Raw genomic sequence first — 22,921 nt, 5'->3', positions numbered from 1 at the left:
GACGAGTCCGGCCGGTCAGCTGCGGGCGTCGACGACGACCACATCACCCTCGATGGGTGTCGGCTCGATATCGCCCTGATCGGCGAGCCAGCGCTCGGCGTCGATGGCGGCCGAACATCCGCTGCCCGCCGCGGTGACCGCCTGGCGGTAGGTGTGGTCGACGAGGTCGCCGGCGGCGAAGACGCCAGGTATCGAGGTGTAGGTGGTGCGGCCTGCGACCTGCACGTATCCGTCGGAATCGAGGTCGACCTGGTCGCGAACGAGTGCGCTGCGCGGGTCGTGGCCGATCGCGACGAACATGCCGGTCACGTCGATGGTCCGGGTGTCACCGGTGCGGGTGTCGATGAGTTCGAGACCGATGACCGATCCATCGCCGACGACCGACTTGACCGCAGAGTTGGTGACAAAGCGGATCTTGTCGTTGTTCCGGGCGCGCTCGAGCATGATCCGCGACGCCCGGAATTCGTCACGCCGATGGATCAGGGTGACGGTACGTGCGAACTTGGTGAGGAAGGTTGCCTCCTCCATAGCCGAGTCGCCGCCGCCGATCACCGCGATGTCCTGGTCCTTGAAGAAGAAGCCATCACACGTGGCACATGACGAAACCCCACGGCCGAGGAGTTGCTGTTCGCCCTCGATGCCGAGGTAGCGGGCGGCCGCGCCCATCGCCAGGATCACTGCGCGGGCGCGGTAGGTCTCGCCGCCGGCGACGACTTCCTTGACCTCGCCGTGCAGGCGCAGTTCGTCGACATCCTCCATGCGCAGGTCGGCACCGAAGCGGATGGCCTGTTCGCGCATCTCGTCCATCAGTTCCGGACCCTGGATACCGTTCTGGAAGCCGGGGAAGTTCTCGACTTCGGTGGTGGTCATCAGTGCGCCGCCGAACTGGGTCCCCTCGAAGACGATCGGGGCAAGCTCGGCACGCGCCGCATAGATTGCCGCGGTGTAACCGGCAGGCCCGGATCCGACGATGATCAACTCGTGGACCTGCTGGGTATCTGACTGGGTCAATTCGTCCTCCGTGTCGTGACGCGGGGCCCCTTCGGGCTCGCGTACCTGCGTTTCAACACAAGGGTAAGCGGAGATGTTCCCCTCGACGACGGCACCGTCACGGGCGGCGTGGTGGTGTCGGTGAACGGTATACCCAGGTCACGGGCCAGATGGGTCATGGGCAGATGTTCAGCCGCCGATCACGGTCCGGGAGATGGTGGCCGGATTGCCCGTGTCGCAGGTGGGGTCGACGACGAGTGCGAGGAAGCGTCCGGCGACCCCGGTACCCAGCAGGATCACCGCGCGCGGGGTGCCGTCGATGACGACCGGGCCGGACCCGAGTACGGGAGTCGACGAGGGCACCGCGTTGGCGGCGGTGCAGCGCAGCAAGGCGGCCCGCGACGCGAACGGTGCTGAATCGGTGTGTCCGAGGACCGACAGCGCGGCTGCGGCGCCCGAAGCCGCCGGGGTACTCGTGCGGTCCGGCTGCGCGTGGTGGGGACCACTGCCCGCATCGGTGGGCCGGGCCAGCAATATCACCCCGACGACGACGGCCACGAGGATGGCGGCCGCCAGCGACAACAGACCCACGGCCTGCGGTGATGAGGGAATCGATCGTCGGCGACGTAGCGGCCGCACGTCGGTGGCCGCGGCGGCAGGATTGCCGGGGGGTGGCCGGCCCGACACCTCATCCCGGATCGCGGCCAGCGTCTGCTGGGTTCGTGCGTCTACCCAGCCCGGGACCGGGTGGGTCGAGACCGGCAGCGAGCGCAATTCGCCACGCAGGCGTACGAGCACGGCGAGCGTCTCCTGCGCCGCCGGGTCGTCGGCGATCCGGGAGCGGATATACGCAGCGAGGTATGGGTCGAGGACCCCGGCATCGAGATCGGCGAGGAGCTCGGCCGAAAACGGCGGTTCGAGGAAGGGGGAATCGGCGTCGGTCATCCTCGCTCCCCTGTTTCCGTCGAGTCATCTTCCGTGAGGCCTGGGCGTGTCGCATCCCTCGTGCTGGAATCCATCGAGCTATTGGACGCAGCACGGTCTTCGCCGGTTCCATCGAATCGTCGACAATACTTCACGGCCGCATCACTCCGGCTCATCGAGCAGGGACTCGTTGCGGAGGTGACCGAGGAGCGCAGCCAACCGCAGTCGCCCACGGGAGCTGCGGCTCTTGATGGTTCCCTCGGGGACGCCGAGCAGCTCCGCGGCTTCCGAGACCGAGTACCCCTCGATGTCGAGGGCGATGACCGCCGCCCGCTGCCCGGCCGGCAGTACGTCGAGTGCGCGACGGATCGACTCCGTCAGATCGACGCGCTGGAACTCGTCGGTCCGGTCGGCGAGAACTGCGGTATCAAAATCGGGAAGCGGCACTGTGTGCCGAGCCGCATTGCGGCGCAAGCGGTCCAGTGATGCATTCACCACTATTCGATGCAGCCAGCTGGAGACGCGGGCCTCCTCCCGGAAGGTGTGGGCGGTGCGATGGGCCGACAGTAATGCTTCTTGGAGGGCGTCGGCGGCGTCGTCGGGGTCTTTGGTGGTGCGTACGGCGACGTTCCAGAGATGGCTGTGGTGGCGGGAGATCAGGGTGGAGAAGGCTGCCGGGTCGCCGCGTGTGTGATCGGCGAGCAGTTGCTCGTCGGTGCGTGTGTCGCCGTCTGGCGTGTGGGTCCCCCCGGACATGCGGTTGAGCGTAACGGGCGCAGCGCAATGGTGGGGGCTGTAGCGGGTGACTGTGGACAACGACGGTGCCGGCCCCGCATGTCAGTGTGCGGGTGGCCAACCCGTGGGTCTCGCCCTGCCGGAAGTGTGCGGTGGTGGTGCCGCGGGGCGCGGCAGGAATTCCGTGCGGTCCGACGAGCCGGGAGTGCCCGCGGGAACGGGGTTACCCGTCCCCGCCGCACCGGTGGGAGCAGCAGACGTCGATGGACTCGGCGACGGCGGCGGCGACGGCGACGGCGTGGTCGGCCGGGCGGGTGGTGGCATGCCTGACGCTGCCGACTGCGCCGCGCGCGGGTGCCGCCGGCACCGTGGGTGCAGCGATCAGCTGGGCACTGGGCACTGGAGACCCCGGTAAGAACCTACAAGCACCGGCCGCACCGTGGGCTCCAAGAACACCGGGTGCACCGGCACCGGAGTTGCCCAACCCCACCGGCAACCAGTTCGAAGTCCACGTTCCCGCACCCACCGCGTCCGCGGCTGGGCTACCGGGTACCAATGTCGACTACGTCGTCAACGCTCGAGGTGACGTCAACGTGTCCGGCCAGATCGCCGGCCAGCAGGTGTCAGTCGGCTGGACCGGCGAACAAGCCCAAGCGCCGATCAAGGTGCTCGGACCCGCGGCACCCGCTGCCGCGCAAGCCATCAACAACGGAACCCGGGCCATCGGCGAACAGATCCAGAGGGCCGTGCCCGGGGTGAACGTGCAGTGGCCGCAACTGCACACCCCAGCCGGCGCGCACGGACACTAAACCCGGCTCGGTGGGACACGGCGCCACGATGGATCGGCTACCCGAATGGGGTGACGACCGAGAAATCGTGGCGTCGTGTCAGTGTCAGATGCTAAGACAAACGCCAACCGACAACCTTTCCCAGACCCGACCTGAACGAATGCAGAAGGTGCACCATGAGTAACGCCAACCTTGCCGCCATCATGATCGGCGGATTCCTCGCGTTCGGTGCACTCGGCGCCGTCCTAACCCTGCTCATCGGGATTACCCGTGACCCACCCAGACCGGCCCGCTGGGTGCCCAACCCGTACCCTGCCCGATCGGCCTGCTGGGACCCCGGACGTTCCTGGTCCGACCTCATCGGTCGGGCCATCCTTATCGGCCTCGCCACCGCATGCTTCATCATCCCTGGACTACTCCTGCTGAGCCTCGGGGGAACCGCCGCCGTAGGCCGACCACGGCGTCGCTGAGGGAGGAGTCCGCTCCACTTACGCCGAAAGGTCCGGGTGGTGGCGTCATCGTTTGGCATGGATCGTATGCCCGAGATCGTTACGGCGTGGGCCCTCGATTTCGCCGGGATGAGGGATTCTGGTTGGGCTGAGGTGGCCGGCAATACGGCCGCTGTCCAGTCGTCGCCGTTCGGTGGGCGTGTGGGCGTGAGGTGGTGGGGCCGAGGGATAGTGGACCTACCGCGGCGGCCTGGGTGGCGTTCGTTGCCGGGGGCGTGTGGGTGGTGATGATGCGGGTGAAGACGGGAATACGTAAGTCGGGGACGGGTTCGAATGTGCCGCGATCGGGCATGGTCAACGCTGAGCTATTGTTCCACTGCTGGGGTGTTATCTTGCCGAAGTCGAGGTCGTGCCCGTGGTCTCGAAGCAGTTGGCGCATAAATAGTTTGGAGCTTCTGCCGTTGCCTTCACGCCATGGGTGTGCGGTATTGAGGTAGGCGTAGGTGGTGGCTGCTTCGACCGCGATTCCGCCGTGGTCGAGGCGGTCCCAGTCGGTGTCGGCGATGTGGTTGGCGGCGGCGTCGAGGTAGGCGGGAATTTGGCGTGGTTCGGCGAACGGGATGCCGTCTTTGGACATGGGGTAGGTGCGGGTGACGCCGGCCCAATCGTAGATATTGTTGAACAGTGCGGCGTGGAGGGCCCGGAGGTGGTCTGTGTCGTAGGTGTGGGCGATGGGCACGCGTCCGTCGAAGATCTCGCTTTCAATAGCGGCGGTCAGGATGTACTCACGCTGCGTGAGCGCGTCACGGTCGGTGAGGCCGAGTTTGTTGGCCAGCACGTCGGTGCCGGGGATGAAGGTGGCGTCCCAATCGGAGGGTGAGGTCATGGCGCGAGATGGTGCCTGTCTACGTCGCGAATGGTGTGGTGAGACGGCGACGCCACCACTGCGGTGAGTACCGGTGTGGTGGCGTCGCGGGCTGCGAGGGTCTCGCTCTTCTTCAGATGTGTGCGGTGGTGGCCTCGCGGAGTGACATGCTGACCAGCTGTTCGCGGGTGAGCTCGCCGCGTGCTTCGCGCAGGAGATCGTCTCGGGTGATGTCGCCGCGGGCGTGGGCGGTGAGGATGGCGATATCGTCCCGGGTGGGTTCCCAGCCTTCGAGGACATTGTTGTCGATCGCGGCGCTCACGTTACCGGCTTGGTCGTTGGTGAGGCCGGCGAACAGGTCGGGGTAGGTGCGGGTCCAGGTGGTGGGCATGGGGCGCTCCTTTCGGTTGCGATGGGGTTCATTCTACGGGGGACGCAGGGTTAGAACAGGCTGATTTGGTTGCGGGCGCATCGTTCGGCGGCGCGATGATCGGCCGCGGCTGCGTACTTTTTGGCGGAGGCTGTGGTGATGCCGAGGTCGTCGGCGATCTCGGCCCAGCTGCGGCCGCGGTCGCGGAGGTCAGCGGCGTGATCTTCGTCGGCGTGCTGTTGGTCGTCGGTGCCGGGGAGGGTCATGGTGTTGGGCCTAGAGGCTAGCGAGTGTGTCGCGAACGCTGAGCCAGCGACGTTCGGCAGTGATGGCGTGGTCGGTGAGCGCGGCCCAGTGGCCGGCGAGGGTGGCGGTGGGTTCAGTGGTGGTGGCGTGAGTCATGCGGGCCAGCAGTGCTGTGTAGCCACGGCGGTACCAAGCATCTGCGACGGCAGCTGCGAGGTGGGGGGTGTCGGAGCCGCCGGGGATGGGTTTGACGCCGCGAGGGGCGGCGAGTTCCGGCAGGATTGCGGCGACTTCGCGTTGGTGTCCGGTGTCGCGTAGGCGGGCTAGCAGCAGCGTGGGGGTGATGGGCATGCCTTCGTCGACCATGGCAACGAGCGTGTGGAACAGGATGGCGTGTCCGGTGGACAGGAACAGAGTGTGGGACAGAGGGATCGCCGTGTCGGGCTGACCATTGGCCTCGCTGCGGGTGGCGGCGTCGCCAACGAGTCCGGTGATGACGTCGCGAGTCAAGTCGTCTGGGGCCCAGACCAGCGCGGCGAGAAGCTCGAATTCGAGGATGAGGGTGTCGTTGATCTCGGTGAGGTCATCACCGAAGACGGCAATGCCCTCGAGGTCGCCGTGATTGGGAGCCACTTCGTACCCGGAGAGCCACGGTGTGTGCCGCCAGCAGCATCACTGCTCCGAGTACCACGAAGAAGAGAAAGAACGGCACACTGATGGCATTGAATCCGCCTCCGCTTCCGAAGAGGACGGGAAGGACCAGGGTCACGAAACCCAAAATGATGGACAGTGTGCCCCACATGATCGCTCGCGATGACGCGGTATTTCCGGCTGCCACGTCCGAAATTGCGTGGAGAGGAACGGAATTGCAATAACCCCCATGGGGGAAGATCGCGAACAGTGTGTGTGGCTCGGAAATGTGTACTCGCTCGTCGGTGAGTGTGACGGTCACCTTGAGATGTTTGAGGATCAATCTTGGTGAGAACTTCGTCTGGTAGATGACACGTTCGCCGGGCAATGGAGCAAAAGTCGGCTCGGACATCGAAGCGCTCCATGGGTGTGAGTTCAGGTGCCTCGGCGAGAGGCTCGCATTTGAACGCTATCCGCGATTCAATACCCTAACCAGCGAATTCACCCGAACGGGCGACATATTTCGGGCGAATAGGACACGGCGAGACGATGAGAAGGAGTTCTGATGGTAGCGGACCGTCTGCGCGACGGCGCGCTACTCCGGCGGGTCGGTCACAAACCGGACCAGCAGGCGTTTCAGGTGGGCGCGGTCCTCGCTGTCGAAACCCACGAGTAGGTCGTCGGCGACGGCTCCGGCGATCGTTTCGGCCCGGTGGAACGCATCTTTGCCCGCCGCGGTCAGTGTGATGACGGCTGCGCGACGATCATCGGGAGAGGCGGCTCGTTCCACGTAACCATGGGACTGTAGATCGTCGACCATGCGGACCACCGCAGACTTGTCGGCCCCGGTATGCGCTGCGAGCCGTACTTGACTCATGGGGCCGAATCGGCTGAGCGCGAACAACACTCCGAAATGCCGGCCCTGGATATCCAGTGTGGTGAGGGCAGAGTTGAACGCTTCCGCGGCGCGCCGATGGGCTCGCAGGAGCAGTGGGCCGATCGCATAGTCCGGCAGGCCATCCGAGGTGGTCATGGTGGGAGATTACCTTCGGCACCCGGATAGGCAGCAAATGAGATAGTCTCGAATGAGACGATCTATCGGCTGTCGCCTACCTGCCCTGGAGGAACCAATGTCCGACACCACTCATCTCACACCGACGCCTTCGAAAACCACACCTGTCAACGGCCGTGCCCAGGCCGGACGGGCACTCCTCGTGATCGTTGGCGTGGCCACGATCGTCATTCCCGTCCTGCTCGACGGGGTGATCATGCGAGGGGCCCACATGGACAACCCCGCCTGGCTCCCGCACGCCAAATTGCATCTGGCCATCGGGTTCTTCGCCGGAATGGCGTTGGGCATCGGCGCATTGATCTGCCTGCTCGTGCGTCCGGTGACCGACCGGTTCACCATGCTGGTCGGCGCATACCTCGCCGGTGCCTTCTGGATCTCGGTCCTCGCCGCCGGATGCTGGCCCGGCACCTCGTACTACTTCGTCGATGACCCCGTCTTCAGTCATCCGCTGCACAAACCACAGACGCTCGGTATGCCCAACAACGTCGCCACCGCGGTGCTCATGCTCGTGCTCGTCGCCGCGGGATCGGTTCTTGTCCTGCGCCCGCAGAAGACATCGGGGAACTCCTCGGGCAACTGATCTCGGTCGTCGCAGTATTACCTGATCCGACGCCTACGGCCAGAACGACAAGAAAGAGGAAAAGATCGCCATGGACAAGGCGCTCAAACGCATGCCCGCCGCCCTCGTCGAGCTGCTCGCCACGGACGAAGGTGCGGACATCGAGTTCGAGCTCGAGCGTCTCGGGCTGACTGCGCGCGCGCCCGAGTAGGGTGGGAAGTGTGGGACATCGCTACCAACACATAGCATTTGGTCCATCGGCCGTGGACCGTCAGATGTCGGTGGGCAGCTTCCCCGCCTACGGTGCCGGGTTGGAGTCGCCCGACGAAGGCCCACAAGAACTGACCGGCCGCGAGATCGGGATGATCACCAGGTCTTTCCAATGTCATCTGGCGACGGTGACCCCGTCGGGCTGGCCCTATGTGCAATATCGCAGTGGGCCGCACGGATTCCTGCATCACCTGGGCGGCAGTCGGATCGGCTTTCCGGACTTCCGGGGCAACCGGCAGTTCGTCTCGGCGGGAAATATCGATGACGACGCGAGAGTGTCGCTGTTCCTGGCGGACTATCCGCGCAAGCAGCGGCTGAAGCTGTTCGGCCGCGCGAGCGTGATCGAGGCGCATGATGACGAGGCGTTGATGTCACGGCTGCGGTGGGTCGCCGACGGTGAGATCGCCTCACCGAGTGAGCGCGCCGTCGTCATCGAGGTGGAAGCCTTCGATTGGAATTGTTCGCGCAGCCTGGTGCCGCAATACACCGCTGAGCAGGTTCGCGAACGTGTCCAGCCCTATATCGATCAGATCGGTGACTTGCAGCGCGAGATCGAGAAACTCAAAGGGCAGCTCTTACAGTGAAGGGCCGGGCCGAAGAGAGCAACGAAACCCGGCGCGCGAATTTCGCGTGATCGCCGGGTTCCGTCTTACGACGCCGAGTCAGTTGGCGTCGTCGTATGCCTCGAGAATTTCCTTGGGAAGCCGACCACGCTGCGGTACCTCATACCCGGCTTCCTGTGCCCACTCGCGAATCACCTTGGTGGATGGCCGCGCGGAGTTGGTGGAGGAGTCAGAAGAGGAACTGGTCGCAGACACCTTGGGGGCGGTCGACTGCCGGCGTCCGCCGACGCGAGCCGAAACCTCGAGGAGTTTCGCGACGGGAACCCGACCGTTCTCGATCTTGTCGAGATTTGCCGCGGAGACGTCGAGCTGATAATCCACGCCGGACCATGACCAGGAAATGGTATGGGCGTCGTCGATATCGAGTTCACGGCCGTCTAGGTCGTCGATGAACGACACAACTTGTCTTTTTGCCACGGCACGAGAGTAACGCACGGACGGGTGCGTGTGTCGAATACATGGCTTACCACCCGTGATCTGTCGCCAGAACTCGCCCGGCACAGTGCGGGGTAGCTCACCTGCCGAAGCGGCATCGAAGGTCGCCGAACGGCCGTACCGCACATAGTGAACACCGAAGGGATGTACGAAAGACGTTGCACCGCAAACGAGTAGAAAACATCATCGGAAGTTCACCGCCAATGCGAGGCGCTGGTGTGGCCGAAATGGACCGGACCCGGGCGTCGCGGTCGGCCGATATCGAGAAACTCTGGGCTCTGCGCGTGTCGCACGGAACAGACCCGTCGCCCGGGCTCGATCGACGTGAGTTCAGGTGGCCGCAGGCTCAGTCAGCGATGTCGAATACGGCATTGACTTTGGTGGGAGTCACCCGCACCAGCAATTCGCCGGGCACGGCGTTGCGCCGGCCGTATTCATCGGCGTGATCTCGACCCATATACCGGGCGGCGATCCGGGTCGCGGCGTCCAGCAGATCGTCGGGATCCTCGCTGACCTGCGCGTTGCCCTGGACCTGCACAAACGAGAATGGCGGATTCTCGTCGTCGACGAGCAACGTGATGCGGGGATCGCGGGTAAGGGCACGTCCCTTTGCGGTGTCGGCACCGGTGTTGAAGACGAGCTTTCCGTCGTCGACGATGAACCAGATCGGCGCCACGAGTGCTCTACCTGATGCCGAGACATAACCCACTTTGCCGGTGCGGGTGCCTGCGGACAGGAATGCGATGACGCGGTCGTCGAGTGTGTCGTGAGTCATCACCCCATGATGCCGGAGACCGAGCATCCCGACCCGAGAAAGTGTCAGCGCATCAGCCGATCGTAGGTGGCGCCGAACATCTCGACACAGACGTCGAGCACGGTGTCGAGATCGGTCGGTGCGCTTGTCCCGATATCAACCGGCTCGGGCGAGACATTCGTGAAGTACCAGTCGACGAGTAATTGTGTGACCGCTCCGACCAGGCCCACGGCCGCGACGTGCTGCGCGGGCGAGACGGGCCGCTCCCCCATGGCCAGCGCGAGGATGAGACCAGCCCAGCCGTGGATTGCGCGCAGCCGGGTGGACTCCACGACCGGGTCGACCCCGACGACCTCGACGAGCATTACGCGGGCCCGACGAGGATCGCCGGTCAAGGTGTGCAGAAAGGCCCCGAGAGTGGCACGGGCGGCTGCCGGGACCGCATCGGGTGCCACGCCCGACGGGCTCTGCGAATATGGCGTGGCCGCGGCCACGGTGGCCTGTCGGGTGACGTCGACGCAACGTTCGTACACTGCGACGAGCAACGCCGAACGATCGGCGAAGGACTCATAGAAGTAGCGCTGGGTGAGTCCGGCCTGCTCGCACAGGCGCTTGACCGTGACCGCCGGATAGCCGAGTTCGCCGAACAGCTCCAGACCCGCGCGGATGAACTCGTCGCGGCGACGTGCCCGGCGCTGTCCGGCATCGGCACCGCCGTACCGGCGGCCCGAGGCCGGTGTCGCGTGGTCCTGGTCGGACACCTCACTCCTCTGATCGGAAACGATGGACATACCGCCATCTGACACGCTATCGTGTCACAAAGAACATCTGACACGAAGCCATGTCAGATGGCGTGAGCGCCGAATCGGGAGAAGAAATCATGCTGGACCTGCTACCTGACCCGATGCATGAGCCGACCCTGATCGCGATCCCGTTCTTTCTCGCGTTGCTGATCGCCGAGTGGCTGGCCGCGTGGAAACTCGAGGACCACGACGAGGACGGGCCGGACTCCGGCCGGTCCCGGCCGCCGCGTGGTGCCTACGAGAAGCGGGACGCCCGTGCCAGCATCACGATGGGATTGGTGTCGATCGCGACCAGCACAGCCTGGAAGGTGCTGGGTCTGCTCGTCTACACGGCCATCTTCGTCTATCTCGCTCCGTGGCAGTTGCCGATTACGGCGTGGTACACGTGGGTGATCGGCTTCGTGGCCGTCGACGTTCTCTACTACTGGAATCACCGCATCTCCCATCGCGTCCGACTCGTCTGGGCGACGCATCAGGCACATCATTCCAGCGAGTACTTCAACTTCGCGACCGCGCTGCGGCAGAAGTGGAATATCAGTGCGGCACTGGTGATGTGGCTGCCACTCCCCTTCCTGGGTGTGCCGCCGGCGGTGGTCTTCGCCGCTTATGGGGTCAATCTGGTGTACCAGTTCTGGATTCACACCGAACGCATCGACCGGCTGTGGGCCCCGATCGAATTCGTCCTGAACACCCCGTCGCACCATCGGGTCCACCACGGCAGTGATCCCGAGTATCTCGACCGCAATTACGCGGGCGTGTTCATCCTGTGGGACCGGATGTTCGGCTCGTTCCGGGCCGAGACGCATCGGCCTCGCTACGGACTGACGTCGCCGGTCGACACGTACAACATCTGGAAGCTGCAGACCCGCGAGTATGTGGCGATCGCACGAGACGTCCGCTCTGCCAAGGGGTTGCGCGCCCGAATCGGCTACATCGTCGGGCCGCCCGGCTGGGCTCCTTCGCCGGCGCCGGGCGCGAAGCGAGCGGGCCGAATGGATCCGCCACGAGAGGTCAGCGAATCTGCGGCGGCTGTCAACTCTCGTTGAGACGCGCGAGCAGCTCCGCCAGCAACGACTCGGCGCGGGCGGGCGGAATGATGCCCAGTAACGCCATCACCGGTGCCAGCTGATCCGGGAGAGCCGTCCCGCCCTCTCCCCCACCGCCGAGCCCGAGTGATTCCAAGACCTGGTGGGCGGCCGCTGAATCCAGTGGTTGATCCACGAGCAGCTCCGGCATCGCATCACCCACGTCCGACAGATCGATCGGTGGCGTGCCCCGCACTGCGTCGGCCGCCCGGACGAGGGCTTCGCACAGTGGCCCGACCACGTCGGCCGTCACCGGCGTGACCGTGAGGTGTGTGGTGTGCGGCATGGCCGGCCCGAGACCCGGCTGCGGCTGTAACACCCAGCCGAGGGTGCGGACCTGATCGGACCACAGATGCGGATCGACCCGGCGGTCGGCGGCGACGGTGGTGTCGGCGCACACGGCGAACAGTGAGGCCGCCGGCTCGCCGACGACGCGCAGGCCGGCGATGCCGTCGACGCACTCGATCAACGAGCGCGTCGCGTGGCGGGTGCGGGCCGACAGTGCCCGAAAGCCATTGTCGCCCAGATAGCGGATCACGGTCCAGGCGGCCGCCAGCGAGGTTGCCGAGCGGCTGCCGAGCATCGTCGGGTTCACCACTGGGTAGCCGGGCCAGCGGGTCGTGACGAAGCCGGCGGCGCGTTTGGCGTCGCGATCGGCGAAGAGCAGTACCGAGGCACCTTTCGGTGCGTAACCGTATTTGTGCGCGTCCATCGACAGACTGGTCACACCGGCGACGCGAAAATCCCAGTCCGGCAGTGGCTTGGCGCGGTGCGGCTCGTCGGAGGCCCAGAACGGCAACACCCAGCCGCCGATGCACGCATCCACATGGCAGGCGATGCCGCGCGCGGCGGCGGCGGGCGCGACCTCGGCGACCGGATCCAGCAGGCCGTAGGGATAATTCGGTGCCGACACGACGACGAGCGCGGTTCGGCCGGTCATCCGGTCGACGAGGTCGGCGGCCGACACCGTGAGGTCGGCTCCGACGGGCACGAGATCGAGCTCGAGATCGAAATAGTGTGCAGCCTTGTGGAAGGCCGCATGCGCGGTGATCGGCGCCAGCACGACGGGCACCTCGGTGCTTGCGGGATTCCGGTCGCGCCAGCGGTCGCGCGCCGATTTGACTGCCAGCAGACAACTTTCGGTGCCACCGCTGGTCACCAGACCGACGACGTCGGCCGTAGCCTCTCGCCCGGTCCCGTGGGCGAGGCCGGCGGCGAAGGCGATGACGTCTCGTTCCATCGCGGCGACCGACGGGAAGGTGGTGGGGTCGAGGCCGTTGATACTCGCAACCGATGCGGCGGCGCGCCGGGCGAGATCGTCGAGTTCGGCCAGCCCGGAATCGTAGACGTAGGACAGGACTCGCCCGCCGTGGGTCGGGGCATCGTGTTCCCGCAGGGCGGTCAGATCGTCGAGAATCGCCTCGAGGTGCCGGTCAACCGAGTCGGTCACGGTATGTCACTCCCGTCGCGCTCGATATCGTTGCGCCGCAGGGGGTATCGCATGATGAACAGTAGGCTGAGCAGCGCGAGGGCGGCGGGAATGATGCTGAATCCGATGACCATCGCGGTGATGGCCGACGCCGGCTGGGTGACGTGGTCGGTGGTGTCGGAGGAGAGGTAGCCGCCGAGGGCGAGGACGGCGGTGAAGACGACGGCGCCGAGTGCCATGCCGGTGGTCTCCCCCGCGGTCCAGACGCCGCCGATGATCCCGGCGGTCCCCTGCCGGTGTGATGTCTCGTCGTGGGTGATGACGTCGGGAAGCATCGCCATGGGCAGTGACTGCATACCGGCGTACGCGGCGCCGGCCACACCGATCACCGGGTACACCCACCAGCCGGGCGCCCAGGCGAGGCCGATCAGCGAGAGCGCCGCGGCCGTGAAAAGAACTGTGGCGGCGGCGAATCCGATCTCCTTGCCGATCCGACGGGCGAGGATGCCCCAGAGAGGTGCGCAGATGAGTGCGGGCGCGATCAGCGCGGCGAAGAGCCCGGAGATGGCGGCCTCCGAATCGAGAACCCAGGTGGCGATGTATTGGGCACCGGCGAGCATCAGCCCGGTTGCCAGTCCCTGGAGCAGGAAGGCGCCGAGCAGGGTGCGCAGGGGCAGGCTGCGGCGGAGGACGGCGGCACCCAGTACATAGCCGGCGCCGGGAGCGAAGCGAGCGGGCCGTTCTGGCCCCAGAGCCGCAGGGGGTTTCGGTGGCCGGGCGGCGGTTGCGGCGCGGGCGGAGATGAGCATGGCGGCGCCGATGACGATGGCGGAGACGAGGGCCATGAGCAGATATCCGAGCGCCGGCGGTCCGCCGAGCTCGCGTAATGCGGGGCCGCCGGCCCCGAATGCGAGGATGGCCACGGCGAGTACCACGACGCGCACGGTGAGGAGGCGGGTGCGTTCGTCGTAGCTGTCGGTGAGTTCGGCCGGCAAGGCGATGTAGGGGACCTGGAACAGGCTGAATGCGGTGGCCGACAACAGGAATGCGATGGTGACCCAGACTGCGGCCACCGGGGTCGAGGCAGCGGTCGGGACGGCGAAGGTGAGTACGAAGAAGATCGGCAGAGTCAGCGCGCCCAGCGTCATGAAGCGGCGACGATTGCCGTGGCGGAGGGCGAGATGATCGGAGAGCGCGCCGATGCCCGGGTCGATCAGTACATCCCAGATCTTGGCGATGGCCACGATGGCGCCGGCGGCGGCAGCGGCGACGCCGAGCGTGTCGGTGAGGTAGTAGACGAGGACCAGTCCGGGCAAGGTGGCGAATCCGCCGGTGCCCAGGGAGCCGACGCCATAACGCACAACCGTGCTACGCGCGAGACGGCCCGAAACGTGTTGCACCGGTCGGGAACTCGATAGCGGCATGGTGGGGTTCGAGTTCCTCGTCGGGTCCGGGCGAAAAATGCTCAGCGGGTCATGGCGATCTTGGAGACCTGTACCTGATAGTTGCCTGCACTACCGGGCAGGGAGGTGATCCACACGAGAAGATACCGGGACGGCTGCGGGTTCGGGATGGTTAGTGTCGTGGTGGGTTGATTCACGGTGCCGCTGGTCAGTTCGGTGGTCTGGGCCAGGGTGGCGTCCGGACTCGATGCCGAACGCAAGGAGACCCCGAATCCCGGTGTGGTGGTGGTGATCGTGACCGTTTTGGCCGCCTGCGCCGAGCCGAGGTCGACCATGAGCCCCAGTCCCTGTTTGAGATTGCCGAAGGCAGCGGTGCGGTAATTGTCGCTACGCCACCCGGGCCCGGCGCCGTTGATCACGCTGCGGGCCTGATCGGGGCTGTCCCCGGATTGCCCCGAGTAGTCGACGAGGGCCGCCGACTGCAGCGCGATGGGTCCGCCGGCGGCGGGTGCCGGCGCGGGCGCCGATGCGGGTGCCGGCCGAGCGGGAGCCGAGGTGCTGGTGGACAGGAATTGGTTGATGTCGGTGTTCTCGTCTCCGCCGCCGAAGATGCCGGTCAGCCATACGACGAGCGCCACCACCACGAGCAGCACGAGCAATGCGGCGCCGACGAGGAGCGCGATGGTGCGGTTGCTGCGGTCCGGTTCGTCCGAGCCGATCCGGCCCGATGGTGCGGTGATGGAGACCGGCGGTTCGTCCGAATCGCCGAGGGCGGGGATCATGTCGGTCTTGAGGTCGACGACCGTGGCCTGGTCGAGAACGTGCTGAACCGTTGCCGCAGTGCGGATTCCGCGGGTTCCCGACAATGCGCGGGCGGCAACGGCAGAGATCTCGAAGGGAATTTCCGGGTCGACCTCGCGTGGTTCGATGGGGCCGTCCCCGTCGGCGGCCGGCGCGGCGATGGCCAATCCACCGACCGGGGTGCGGGTGGTCGCGGTGGTGACCAGTGCCGAACCGTTCGCGCCGTCGAGGGGCCAACGCTGCAACAGCAGCGCGTAGAGCACCGCGCCGAGCCCGCGAACGTCGGACGCGGCGTCGTCGCCCGCGAGGGTGCCGGGGAAGGCGAGTACCGCGTTGCCCTCGGAACTGATGCGAATCCGGTCGGGGTGGTCGATCGACAACGCCCCGCCGGACCGGTGCGCGGCCTCGGCGGCCGCGGCCAGTGCCCGGACGGCCCGGGCCGCCCCGATCGGCGACGGATGGGTGGCGGCGACGTCGGCCAGCGAGGAGCCCTGCACCCATTCGGCGACCACGATGCCGCCCGACGAACCGCGTACGACGTCGAGGACGCGGGCCACGCCGGAAGAACTGATCTGGCCCAGGCGCAAGGTGCGGGTGAGTACGGCTTGCGGACCCGAATCGCCGGCCTTGGTCGGCACGTCCTTGTCGGGCAGTGGTGCGAGTTGCTCGGAGTCGACGAAGGTCAAGCCGACCTCGCGGTCGAGATTGACGTCCTGCGCCTTCCAGAACTGCAGTCCGCGGGTGCCGCCGTGGTGTTCGAGGAGACGGTACCGGCCGCCGGCGACGGCGGCACCGGGCACCAGCCGCGGTCCGCGACGTCGCGGCGGGCGGATCGGGTCTGCGCGATCGGGGTCTGGGCGTTCGGGGTCTGGGCGTTCCGAGTCTGGGAGGTTGGGATCGGCTTGGGTGTCCGCCGCCCTTTCGGTGGACGGCGAGTTCGTCGGATCAGGTTGCGGCGCTGAGGATTCGGTCATGTCGACCGCCTGCGTCGGGGCGTCGGCGGCTCCGGGACGTCCGCCGTCGGCGGAGTGGGGTGTGGACGTCGCGGGCGTGGTCGTCGGCTCCGGGCTGGCGTCGACTCCGGTCTCGTTCACGCGGCGAACTCCTCTCCTCCGATAACGGATGTCAGGTGGCCGGCTGGGCGGCGACCAGGGTGCGACGCCGGTGCCGCCCGCGGCCCCACCGGTGTGTACCGCATAGGACTGCCACGTCGCGGATCCGCGGTCGAAGCGCCGGACGACCTGTACCTGACCAGAATACGGCAGGGATTCGTCGCTGATGACCCGCGGAAACTGAACCGTGATCGTCGGCGACGGTTGTTTGTCCGGTTCGCCGCGCGGTGCCAGCGCCGGGACGAACCGGCCCGCCACGCGGCGCAGTGTCGTCATGAGGGACACGACGTCGGGAAGGCCCGCAGCGGCGAGACCCGCATAGGTCACGCCGAGTACCACGACCGCGGTGAGCACCAGGTAGGCGATCGAGCCGAACTTGCCGTGCTGGGTGGCCAGGTGCAGTCCGGAGACCTCCGCGACCAACCACACCGCGAAGGTGACGGCGATCGAGACCGCGAGCGTCACCACCGTCGTGAACGTCACGTTGGTCAACCGCGGAGCCTGATGACCGGGGGTGTCTGCGCGCAGTCTGCTGCGCAGCAGGTAGTGGCCGACGATCGCACCGACGAGATAGCCGAAGCCATTGGACATCGCCAGCCAGCGCACCACGAGATCGGGGTCGGAGAAGAGCACCGGACCCAGGTAAGACGTCACGATCTTGACCGCGGTGATGCCGAGGACCATCAGGGTCGGGGTCCACGCGTCCTCTCGGGCGTAGAAGACGCGCAGCTGCACGAGTGTCATCGCGTAGGGGATGAGCGTGAACGCACCCCACGCGAGCGTCGATCCCAGCTGGGAGGCGACGTGGGCGTCGAATCGCCCGAAGTTGAACACCGCCACCCCGATCGCGGTGCCGAAGAAGGTCATGTAGGCGACCACCGGGACGAGCGCCACCATGGACAGACGGGTGGCCAGCGACAGGTCGTCGACGACGGCCTTGGTGTCGCCGGCGGCCGCGTTGCGCGACAGCCGGGGCATGATCGCGGTGAGGATGGTGACGCCGAGAACGCCGTACGGCAGCTGCAGCAGCTGCCAATGGGTGACGTAGACGCTGATTCCCGCGTCGGACGCGGCCGAGGCGATCCGATAGGTGATGACGAGGCCGACCTGCAGGATCGCGACGTAGGACACGATCGCCAGCGCCATGTTGCCGAACCTGCGCAGCCGGGCATCCAGACCCCACTCGAGGCGCAGCCGGATTCCGGCGCGCCGCAGGTAGGGCAGCAGGATGGCCGCCTGCAGGACCACCCCGAGCGCACACCCGATGCCCAGGACCAGCAGTTGCGGATCGCTCATCGAGAACGGGTTGAGCGTGAGCTGCCCCGGCATCGCCCAGTAGGCGAGCAGGGCGCCGATCTGGACGACGTTGTTGAGCACCGGGGCCCAGGCCCCGGGTTTGAAATAGCCGCGCAGATTCAGGATCGCGGTGAACAGAGCCGTCAGACCGTAGAAGAGGATCTCGATGAGCAGGAAGTAGGCGAGTCCGGTCGCCACCGGCCGCAGCGACGCGTTGTCGATGTTGAGCTGCGTCAGAAGCGGCGCCGCCGCGATCGCGGCTATCGTGCCGATACCCAGGACCACCACGGTCAGCGTGAAGATCTTGTTGATGAACGACGTGCCGCCGTCGGGATCCTCCGCTTCGGCGCGTGCGAGCAGCGGGATGACGATGGCGGTCAACACCGCACCCAGAAGGATCTCGGCGATCATGTTGGGCAGCACGTCGGCGGCCTGGAACGCAGATGCCACCGACGCGCCGAGCAGCGCGAGGATCAGCACCGTACGGACGAAGCCGGTGATGCGGCTGATCAGGGTCGCCAGCGCGATGGACCCGCTGGTGCGCATGATGCTCGAGTCGGAGTCGCGCGCGAGTCCGTCGGCGGCCGTGTCGGCGTCGCCGAACTCTTCGGCGTTCCGATCCATGGTCGAGGTTCCGGGCAGCCTCGTATCCGCGGCGACGCGCTCGTGGGCGCCTCGTGGTTCCGGGCGCGGCGGTTGCGGCCGCGGACCGCCGGCAGCGGGGCCGGGCGTCTGCGGCCGGGGTCGGGGACGGGCACCGGCGCTGCGCGGCGCACCCGCGAGGGGCGGTGCCTCGCCAAGTGGACCGGCAAGTGGGGCCGGGCCGGGGCGGGGCCCGCGCTGCGGGTTCGGCGCAGCCGGCCGCCCGGGCTGGGTATTCGGGATCGCGTTGTGGTTCTGGGCGTTCCTGTTTCGGGAAGCCGGACTCGCGGGGTTCGCCGGGTTCGGTCGGTGCGCCGGATTCGGAGGGTTCGGCGGAATGCGGCGGGGCGCGGCACGACGTGGTGGGTCGCCCGGTCCTCGATCGCTCATTCGGCTGCCTTGTCCCTCACGTCGTCGGTGGTGTCGTGCTCTTCTGGGCCCCCGGTTCGGTGATCTCCGGTTCGGTGATCTCCGGTTCGGGGACGCCCGGTTGCGCGTCTTCGGCATCCGGTGGCCGCGTCTCGGGCGATTCGTCCGATCCCGTGCCGGGCAGGCCTGGCGGCGGCCAGAAATAGCCCTCGTCACCGGACTGCGGTTCGGAACGAACTTCCTCGATGTGCAGGGTACGTCGTCGCTGTTGATAGGTTGCCGCGGCGAGGAGACGCTCCTGCTCACCGGCTTCGGGGCGATCGGCATCGGCGGGATCGGGCTCGCCGCGGAACCGATGCCACAGGCGGCGCGCGGTGAGCAGGATCAACGCCGCACCGGCGATGATCGTGACGATGAACAGCGCCTTGCCGTAGGCGTTGGAATGCACCGCGAGCCGGATGTCGGAGCCCAGCGGCAGGCCGGTGACCGTCGCGATCGAGATGGTGACGGTGATCGCTTCGGAGGTCTGCGCGTGCGTCGGCAACTGCAGTTGCCGGGTGCCGCGGGCGGGGATCTCGATCGTGCCGACATCGCCGATGTCGAGGTCGCGGGGTGCCGACGTCTTGATGTTCACCCGGATGGGCAAGGAGAGGTCGTTCTTGACCACCAACAGCAGCGGACTGCGTTCGGACGCCAGGGTGTACCGGCCGCCGGGGTCGAGGATGGTCACCGCCGATCTCATGCGATTCAGGGTCGAGCCGACGGCCTCGATCGTCTGGCTGCGCGTGGTGGCCAGCCGGGCTCGAGCATCCGGCCCGTATTGCGCGGGAGCGGTGATCGAACGGAGCAGGTCCTCACGCAGCGGCGCGAGATAGTGCTCGGGCGAGGTCTCGACGTCGGCGGAACTCACCAGCGCACCCTGCAGCTGGTAGCTGGCGTCGGCCTCGTCCCGCATCCGTTTCGCGGTCTGCTCGGGTAGGGGCACCGACACCGACGCGACGGTACCCACCCCGGGCAGCGGTGACAGACGCGCGGTGCCGCGCGCCGCGGCAGTGGTGTCGGCGACGTCACTCAGCGGGGTCGCGGCGGCCACTCGCGAACCGAGCAGCACCTCGGCGGTGGAGATGAGTGCGTTGGCGTCGTCGGGGGTGGGTGACCAATACAGCGACGGCAGCACGACCTGCGATCGACCGGTTGTCGGGAGATCGGCGGGCACCTCCGAACCTGCGCCGGGTGCCGCCCGCTCGTCGTCGGGCGTATTGATCGCCGCAAACGCCAACGCCCCGATGCCCGCCTGCCTGCGGCTCAAGGACGACTCCGCGCCGAGGTCGACGCGCTGATCGGCCGGCGTGATCGGCGGCGTCGCGGGATGGGTACCGAGCGCACCGAGCGCAGCGGTCACCGGCTCGTCGTAGGACTGCGCGGCAAGGTTGCCGACGCGGTAGGCGCCCCCGGGCTCGGTCTGGGTGGTCGTCAGATTGCCCGCAGAAGTGAGGATGGTGGTGTGGTGCGTGCGGTGCAGCAGTTGAGCACCGGCCTGGCTGATCGCTCCTAGCGGCGGAATCGTCAGTCCCCGAACACTTTTCACTCCGAGGATGGAGTCCACGACGTCGGCGGGGGAGTCGAGGGCGGCGGCCGTGAGACCGGAGTTGTCGATCGAGGCAAGTGCACCGAGGTCGGCCGAGGCGAACGGCAACGCGACCACGCACATGCGCGAGGCGATGTCATGTAGTTCGTTGAGCCAATCGCTCGCCGCGTCCCGTCCGGTACCCGGCACGGTCGACGACGTCGGGTCGCCCGGGTCGGTAGACACGACGTACCCGAGCGACATCGCACGAACGGTGACGAGCAGATTCGGGTCGACCGCCGCGCACATCCCGCGCGCCAGATCCGCACCCTGCGGTGAACGGCCCGGGTCCGGCGTGGCCGTCGACGGTGCCGAGTTCGGATCGGCCGGCGGGGTCGCGTCGGCGACCGCACGCAGCGGCGTGAGCACCGAGTTCAGGCGGCCGCCCGGCGCCAGCGACCGGGCCATGTCCTCGCTGATCAGACGCACCGGCTCGGTGCTGCCGCCGAGGATGCCGGGGGACAACTGAGGGGGCGCGGCTATCGGCCACAGAAACGTGAATCGGGACGGATCGGAAACGTCGGCAGAGACCGAACCGTCGGCCCCGAGTCCGGGGGGCGCCGATGGTGTGTCACTGCTGCTGCCCGGATCCTCATACGCGCCCGCGCGGGTCGCGTCCGGCGGCAACGACAGCACCGGCAGCAACGTGCGCGACCCGGCCACCTGGGCGACGCCACCATAGTCGGGCAGCCCGTTCACATTGAGTTGCAAGGGATAGACACCGCGCTGCGAGATCTGCAGACCATGATCACCCGACAACGGCACCGACAAGGAGAACGTGGCCCGGGCGCCGGGCGCGAGGCTGTCGGCGGACAGGCCGGTGAAGTCGGTGGCCGCCGCAATCGCCGGATGCTCGGTGGCCAGCGCCGACCGCAACTCGCCCGCACTGCGCAGCGCATCGCCGCGCTCGAGACGGATGCCGAGGTCATGCAGGGTTCGGCTGCTGGTGTTCAGCACATGCCCGGAGATCTTCACCGTCGGGCCGGAACTGCTGGTGACCATCGACGGGGTCATCGCGTCGATGACGATCTGCGCGAACCGATCGGGGCGGCTGCCCGCATCCCCGTCGGGAGCCGCGGCCGCCGGCGCCGCCGACAGCAATCCGAGCACGGCCACCGCGACAAGTGTGAGCAACCGCGTCCACGGGGCGCGGATCACCGCCGGCGAGCGGGACGCGGATCGAGCCGGACGCGACGAGAACTCAGCCATCACCGGCCGCGGGGCGGCGGGGACGCCTCCGGCGCCGACGCGACGGTGCCGGAGTCGGCGTCTCGTTTCGGCGCTCGTTTCGGGCGGCTGCGGCTCTCTCATATGCGTTGGGTTCTGTGCGACTGCTCTCGGCCTCGGACCGGGCCAGCCGCTGGGGGTCGGCGGCCAGATCGGCGATGACTCCACGGGCCATGCGGGCCAGTCGTCGTTCGTCAGAGTACGTCAGCCGACGGGGTAGCTCGTGCAACGGCACCCAGGCCACCGCGCTGACCTCGTAGTCCGCGTCGGAGAGTTCACCGCCGACGCTGCGAAGCAGATAGTGATGGACCGTCTTGTGGATCCGTCGGCCCTCACTGACAAACCAGTAGTCGATCTTGCCCAGCGGTGCCACCACCAGACCATCGATGCCGGTCTCCTCGGCGACCTCGCGCACCGCCGTCTGCTCCGCGGTCTCGCCGGTCTCGATATGTCCCTTCGGCAGCGACCACATCATTCGTCCACGCCGGTCGATGCGCCCGATCAGCGCGGCCGACAGCTCGTCGATGGGCAGGTCCAGGTCGGAGATCACCAGTCCACCCGCCGAGGTCTCGCGCACCGTGCGCAGCCGCTCGGGACGTTCCGGGCGACTGCCGTGCCGCCGACGACCGGCCGCCGGCGCGACCGTCGACGACGCCGAATCGTGGCTGAGCCCGGTCTTGGTGATCTTGGCCGTCATCACGGCCATGTCGGAAGGTTTCGGGCCACTCACCCGTGCGGCACCCTTGCCGGTGGGTGTCGCGGCAACCGGAGCGCCCGGCAGGCCCGGCAACGCGTGCCGCTGACCACCACCTCGGGTTCCGTTCACCGGACCCGGATGGTTGCCGCCGGACGAGGCGGTGCCGTTCTTGCCGCCGTTCTTGCGGCTTCCGCCGCCCTTCCCGGGATTCTGCGGACCGCCCTTCTTGGTCCTGTTCTTACCGCTCGCGCGATCCGCCAGATCGGCCGGAGACGGCCGCTTGGGATGCGGTGCGGGGCAGTCGGCGCCGGTCAGCGGCGGATCTGCGCGGGGACGAGTCTCGCCGTCAGGTCGCGATTCGGGATTGCCGCGGCGCCGTCGACGTCCCCGACGCGACCGCCGACGACCCTGCCCACCACCGCCGCGCACATCACCGCCGGCCGACTCCTCACCGTGGTGCCCACCCCGGCGGACGTCGTCGGAGACGTCTGAAGGGTCGGTTGACGGGTCGGTGGACACGCCTTCGATGCTAGCGGCTGGTCACCTGCTGTTTGCCCACACGGTGCTGGCAGCGGTACGGACAGGTGACAGCGCGGCGTCAGATACGGCCCGCTCGCTTCGCTCCCGGCGCCGGGTACATGCGGCCCGCTCGCTTCGCTCCCGGCGCCGGGTACATGCGGCCCGCTCGCTTCGCTCCCGGCGCCGGGTACATGCGGCCCG

General features: G+C 67.4%; 22 protein-coding genes. 5 read left to right on the top strand and 17 right to left on the bottom strand.

The features are described from left to right. Positions 1–15: 15 nt before the first annotated feature. From trxB to sigM, 3 genes are all read right to left on the bottom strand, one after another. Positions 16–1,011: a thioredoxin-disulfide reductase gene (trxB, locus tag ACLQ3C_RS12335; protein ID WP_425705358.1), complete on the bottom strand. Its 996-nt coding sequence runs from the start codon at positions 1,009–1,011 to the stop codon at positions 16–18. 168 nt (positions 1,012–1,179) lie between these two features. Continuing rightward, positions 1,180–1,935 (bottom strand): hypothetical protein, encoded by a 756-nt coding sequence (locus ACLQ3C_RS12330; protein WP_425705357.1) that lies wholly within the window; start codon positions 1,933–1,935, stop codon positions 1,180–1,182. Between the two features lie 141 nt (positions 1,936–2,076). Then, positions 2,077–2,670: an RNA polymerase sigma factor SigM gene (gene sigM / locus ACLQ3C_RS12325; protein WP_425705356.1), complete on the bottom strand. Its 594-nt coding sequence runs from the start codon at positions 2,668–2,670 to the stop codon at positions 2,077–2,079. 242 nt (positions 2,671–2,912) lie between these two features. Between sigM and ACLQ3C_RS12320 the strand changes: the two genes are divergently transcribed. Together ACLQ3C_RS12320 and ACLQ3C_RS12315 are read left to right on the top strand one after the other, a co-directional pair. After that, positions 2,913–3,458 (top strand): hypothetical protein, encoded by a 546-nt coding sequence (locus ACLQ3C_RS12320; protein ID WP_425705355.1) that lies wholly within the window; start codon positions 2,913–2,915, stop codon positions 3,456–3,458. Positions 3,459–3,613: 155 nt separating this feature from the next. Beyond that, positions 3,614–3,907: a hypothetical protein gene (locus ACLQ3C_RS12315; RefSeq protein WP_425705354.1), complete on the top strand. Its 294-nt coding sequence runs from the start codon at positions 3,614–3,616 to the stop codon at positions 3,905–3,907. Between the two features lie 79 nt (positions 3,908–3,986). Here ACLQ3C_RS12315 and ACLQ3C_RS12310 read toward each other — a convergent pair whose 3' ends face one another. From ACLQ3C_RS12310 to ACLQ3C_RS12285, 6 genes are all read right to left on the bottom strand, one after another. Then, complete coding sequence (locus ACLQ3C_RS12310; protein ID WP_425705353.1) at positions 3,987–4,772, bottom strand: Fic/DOC family protein; 786 nt, start codon at positions 4,770–4,772, stop codon at positions 3,987–3,989. Between the two features lie 112 nt (positions 4,773–4,884). Then, the gene (locus tag ACLQ3C_RS12305; RefSeq protein ID WP_425705352.1) at positions 4,885–5,142 is read right to left on the bottom strand and encodes a hypothetical protein; all 258 of its coding nucleotides are present in this window, start codon (positions 5,140–5,142) and stop codon (positions 4,885–4,887) included. 50 nt (positions 5,143–5,192) lie between these two features. Further along, positions 5,193–5,387 carry a hypothetical protein gene (locus tag ACLQ3C_RS12300; RefSeq protein WP_425705351.1) on the bottom strand — a complete coding sequence of 65 codons (195 nt, stop codon included), beginning with the start codon at positions 5,385–5,387 and terminating at the stop codon, positions 5,193–5,195. A 10-nt stretch (positions 5,388–5,397) separates the two neighbouring features. Then, positions 5,398–6,000 (bottom strand): hypothetical protein, encoded by a 603-nt coding sequence (locus tag ACLQ3C_RS12295; protein ID WP_425705350.1) that lies wholly within the window; start codon positions 5,998–6,000, stop codon positions 5,398–5,400. Then, positions 5,954–6,409, bottom strand: a complete 456-nt coding sequence (locus ACLQ3C_RS12290) for a hypothetical protein (RefSeq protein ID WP_425705349.1) — start codon at positions 6,407–6,409, stop codon at positions 5,954–5,956. Before ACLQ3C_RS12290 ends, ACLQ3C_RS12295 begins: the two co-directional genes overlap by 47 nt. 183 nt (positions 6,410–6,592) lie before the next feature. Beyond that, entirely contained in the window at positions 6,593–7,030 is a 438-nt protein-coding gene (locus ACLQ3C_RS12285) for a MarR family winged helix-turn-helix transcriptional regulator (RefSeq protein ID WP_425705348.1), read from the bottom strand. Between the two features lie 97 nt (positions 7,031–7,127). Here ACLQ3C_RS12285 and ACLQ3C_RS12280 point away from each other — a divergent pair, with 97 nt between their 5' ends. Further along, a complete protein-coding gene (locus ACLQ3C_RS12280; protein ID WP_425705347.1) occupies positions 7,128–7,649 on the top strand; it encodes a hypothetical protein in 522 nt (173 codons plus the stop codon). A gap of 254 nt (positions 7,650–7,903) precedes the next feature. Beyond that, positions 7,904–8,482, top strand: a complete 579-nt coding sequence (locus tag ACLQ3C_RS12275) for a pyridoxamine 5'-phosphate oxidase family protein (protein WP_425705346.1) — start codon at positions 7,904–7,906, stop codon at positions 8,480–8,482. Positions 8,483–8,560: 78 nt separating this feature from the next. Here ACLQ3C_RS12275 and ACLQ3C_RS12270 read toward each other — a convergent pair whose 3' ends face one another. From ACLQ3C_RS12270 to ACLQ3C_RS12260, 3 genes are all read right to left on the bottom strand, one after another. Next, positions 8,561–8,938, bottom strand: a complete 378-nt coding sequence (locus ACLQ3C_RS12270; protein WP_425705345.1) for a histone-like nucleoid-structuring protein Lsr2 — start codon at positions 8,936–8,938, stop codon at positions 8,561–8,563. A 364-nt stretch (positions 8,939–9,302) separates the two neighbouring features. Beyond that, positions 9,303–9,731 (bottom strand): PPOX class F420-dependent oxidoreductase, encoded by a 429-nt coding sequence (locus ACLQ3C_RS12265; RefSeq protein WP_425705344.1) that lies wholly within the window; start codon positions 9,729–9,731, stop codon positions 9,303–9,305. Between the two features lie 44 nt (positions 9,732–9,775). Then, positions 9,776–10,366, bottom strand: coding sequence for a TetR/AcrR family transcriptional regulator (locus ACLQ3C_RS12260; protein WP_425705432.1), 591 nt, complete (start codon positions 10,364–10,366; stop codon positions 9,776–9,778). A gap of 224 nt (positions 10,367–10,590) precedes the next feature. Between ACLQ3C_RS12260 and ACLQ3C_RS12255 the strand changes: the two genes are divergently transcribed. Then, positions 10,591–11,559: a sterol desaturase family protein gene (locus tag ACLQ3C_RS12255; protein WP_425705431.1), complete on the top strand. Its 969-nt coding sequence runs from the start codon at positions 10,591–10,593 to the stop codon at positions 11,557–11,559. Here ACLQ3C_RS12255 and ACLQ3C_RS12250 read toward each other — a convergent pair. The 5 genes from ACLQ3C_RS12250 to ACLQ3C_RS12230 all read right to left on the bottom strand — a co-directional run bounded on the left by ACLQ3C_RS12250 (position 11,546) and on the right by ACLQ3C_RS12230 (position 22,720). Next, on the bottom strand, positions 11,546–13,048 hold the full coding sequence (locus ACLQ3C_RS12250; RefSeq protein WP_425705343.1) for a pyridoxal phosphate-dependent decarboxylase family protein: 1,503 nt from the start codon (positions 13,046–13,048) through the stop codon (positions 11,546–11,548). The two genes, ACLQ3C_RS12255 and ACLQ3C_RS12250, sit on opposite strands and share 14 nt — an antisense overlap. Continuing rightward, the gene (locus ACLQ3C_RS12245) at positions 13,045–14,427 is read right to left on the bottom strand and encodes an MFS transporter (RefSeq protein WP_425705342.1); all 1,383 of its coding nucleotides are present in this window, start codon (positions 14,425–14,427) and stop codon (positions 13,045–13,047) included. Before ACLQ3C_RS12245 ends, ACLQ3C_RS12250 begins: the two co-directional genes overlap by 4 nt. A gap of 65 nt (positions 14,428–14,492) precedes the next feature. After that, on the bottom strand, positions 14,493–18,263 hold the full coding sequence (locus ACLQ3C_RS12240; protein WP_425705341.1) for a murein biosynthesis integral membrane protein MurJ: 3,771 nt from the start codon (positions 18,261–18,263) through the stop codon (positions 14,493–14,495). 424 nt (positions 18,264–18,687) lie between these two features. Then, a complete protein-coding gene (locus ACLQ3C_RS12235; protein WP_425705340.1) occupies positions 18,688–21,486 on the bottom strand; it encodes a DUF6049 family protein in 2,799 nt (932 codons plus the stop codon). Continuing rightward, positions 21,479–22,720, bottom strand: coding sequence for an NUDIX domain-containing protein (locus ACLQ3C_RS12230; RefSeq protein WP_425705339.1), 1,242 nt, complete (start codon positions 22,718–22,720; stop codon positions 21,479–21,481). The genes ACLQ3C_RS12235 and ACLQ3C_RS12230 overlap by 8 nt, the downstream gene beginning before the upstream one ends. Positions 22,721–22,921 lie beyond the last annotated feature (201 nt).

Source organism: Gordonia sp. DT30 (assembly GCF_049844915.1).
Taxonomy (GTDB): Bacteria; Actinomycetota; Actinomycetes; order Mycobacteriales; family Mycobacteriaceae; genus Gordonia.
The sequence above is the reverse complement of the archived record's forward strand: the minus strand, read 5'-3'. Positions and strand labels throughout refer to the sequence as shown.

Excerpts from the sequence above, each read along its gene's own strand:
- ACLQ3C_RS12240 (WP_425705341.1), bottom strand. The coding sequence starts at position 18,263 with ATGGATCGGAACGCCGAAGAGTTCGGCGACGCCGACACGGCCGCCGAC.
- ACLQ3C_RS12315 (WP_425705354.1), top strand. The coding sequence starts at position 3,614 with ATGAGTAACGCCAACCTTGCCGCCATCATGATCGGCGGATTCCTCGCG.
- ACLQ3C_RS12280 (WP_425705347.1), top strand. The coding sequence starts at position 7,128 with ATGTCCGACACCACTCATCTCACACCGACGCCTTCGAAAACCACACCT.
- ACLQ3C_RS12320 (WP_425705355.1), top strand. The coding sequence starts at position 2,913 with ATGGACTCGGCGACGGCGGCGGCGACGGCGACGGCGTGGTCGGCCGGG.
- ACLQ3C_RS12310 (WP_425705353.1), bottom strand. The coding sequence starts at position 4,772 with ATGACCTCACCCTCCGATTGGGACGCCACCTTCATCCCCGGCACCGAC.
- ACLQ3C_RS12235 (WP_425705340.1), bottom strand. The coding sequence starts at position 21,486 with ATGGCTGAGTTCTCGTCGCGTCCGGCTCGATCCGCGTCCCGCTCGCCG.
- ACLQ3C_RS12285 (WP_425705348.1), bottom strand. The coding sequence starts at position 7,030 with ATGACCACCTCGGATGGCCTGCCGGACTATGCGATCGGCCCACTGCTC.
- ACLQ3C_RS12290 (WP_425705349.1), bottom strand. The coding sequence starts at position 6,409 with ATGTCCGAGCCGACTTTTGCTCCATTGCCCGGCGAACGTGTCATCTAC.
- ACLQ3C_RS12265 (WP_425705344.1), bottom strand. The coding sequence starts at position 9,731 with ATGACTCACGACACACTCGACGACCGCGTCATCGCATTCCTGTCCGCA.
- ACLQ3C_RS12330 (WP_425705357.1), bottom strand. The coding sequence starts at position 1,935 with ATGACCGACGCCGATTCCCCCTTCCTCGAACCGCCGTTTTCGGCCGAG.
- sigM (WP_425705356.1), bottom strand. The coding sequence starts at position 2,670 with ATGTCCGGGGGGACCCACACGCCAGACGGCGACACACGCACCGACGAG.
- ACLQ3C_RS12300 (WP_425705351.1), bottom strand. The coding sequence starts at position 5,387 with ATGACCCTCCCCGGCACCGACGACCAACAGCACGCCGACGAAGATCAC.
- ACLQ3C_RS12275 (WP_425705346.1), top strand. The coding sequence starts at position 7,904 with ATGTCGGTGGGCAGCTTCCCCGCCTACGGTGCCGGGTTGGAGTCGCCC.
- ACLQ3C_RS12305 (WP_425705352.1), bottom strand. The coding sequence starts at position 5,142 with ATGCCCACCACCTGGACCCGCACCTACCCCGACCTGTTCGCCGGCCTC.
- ACLQ3C_RS12255 (WP_425705431.1), top strand. The coding sequence starts at position 10,591 with ATGCTGGACCTGCTACCTGACCCGATGCATGAGCCGACCCTGATCGCG.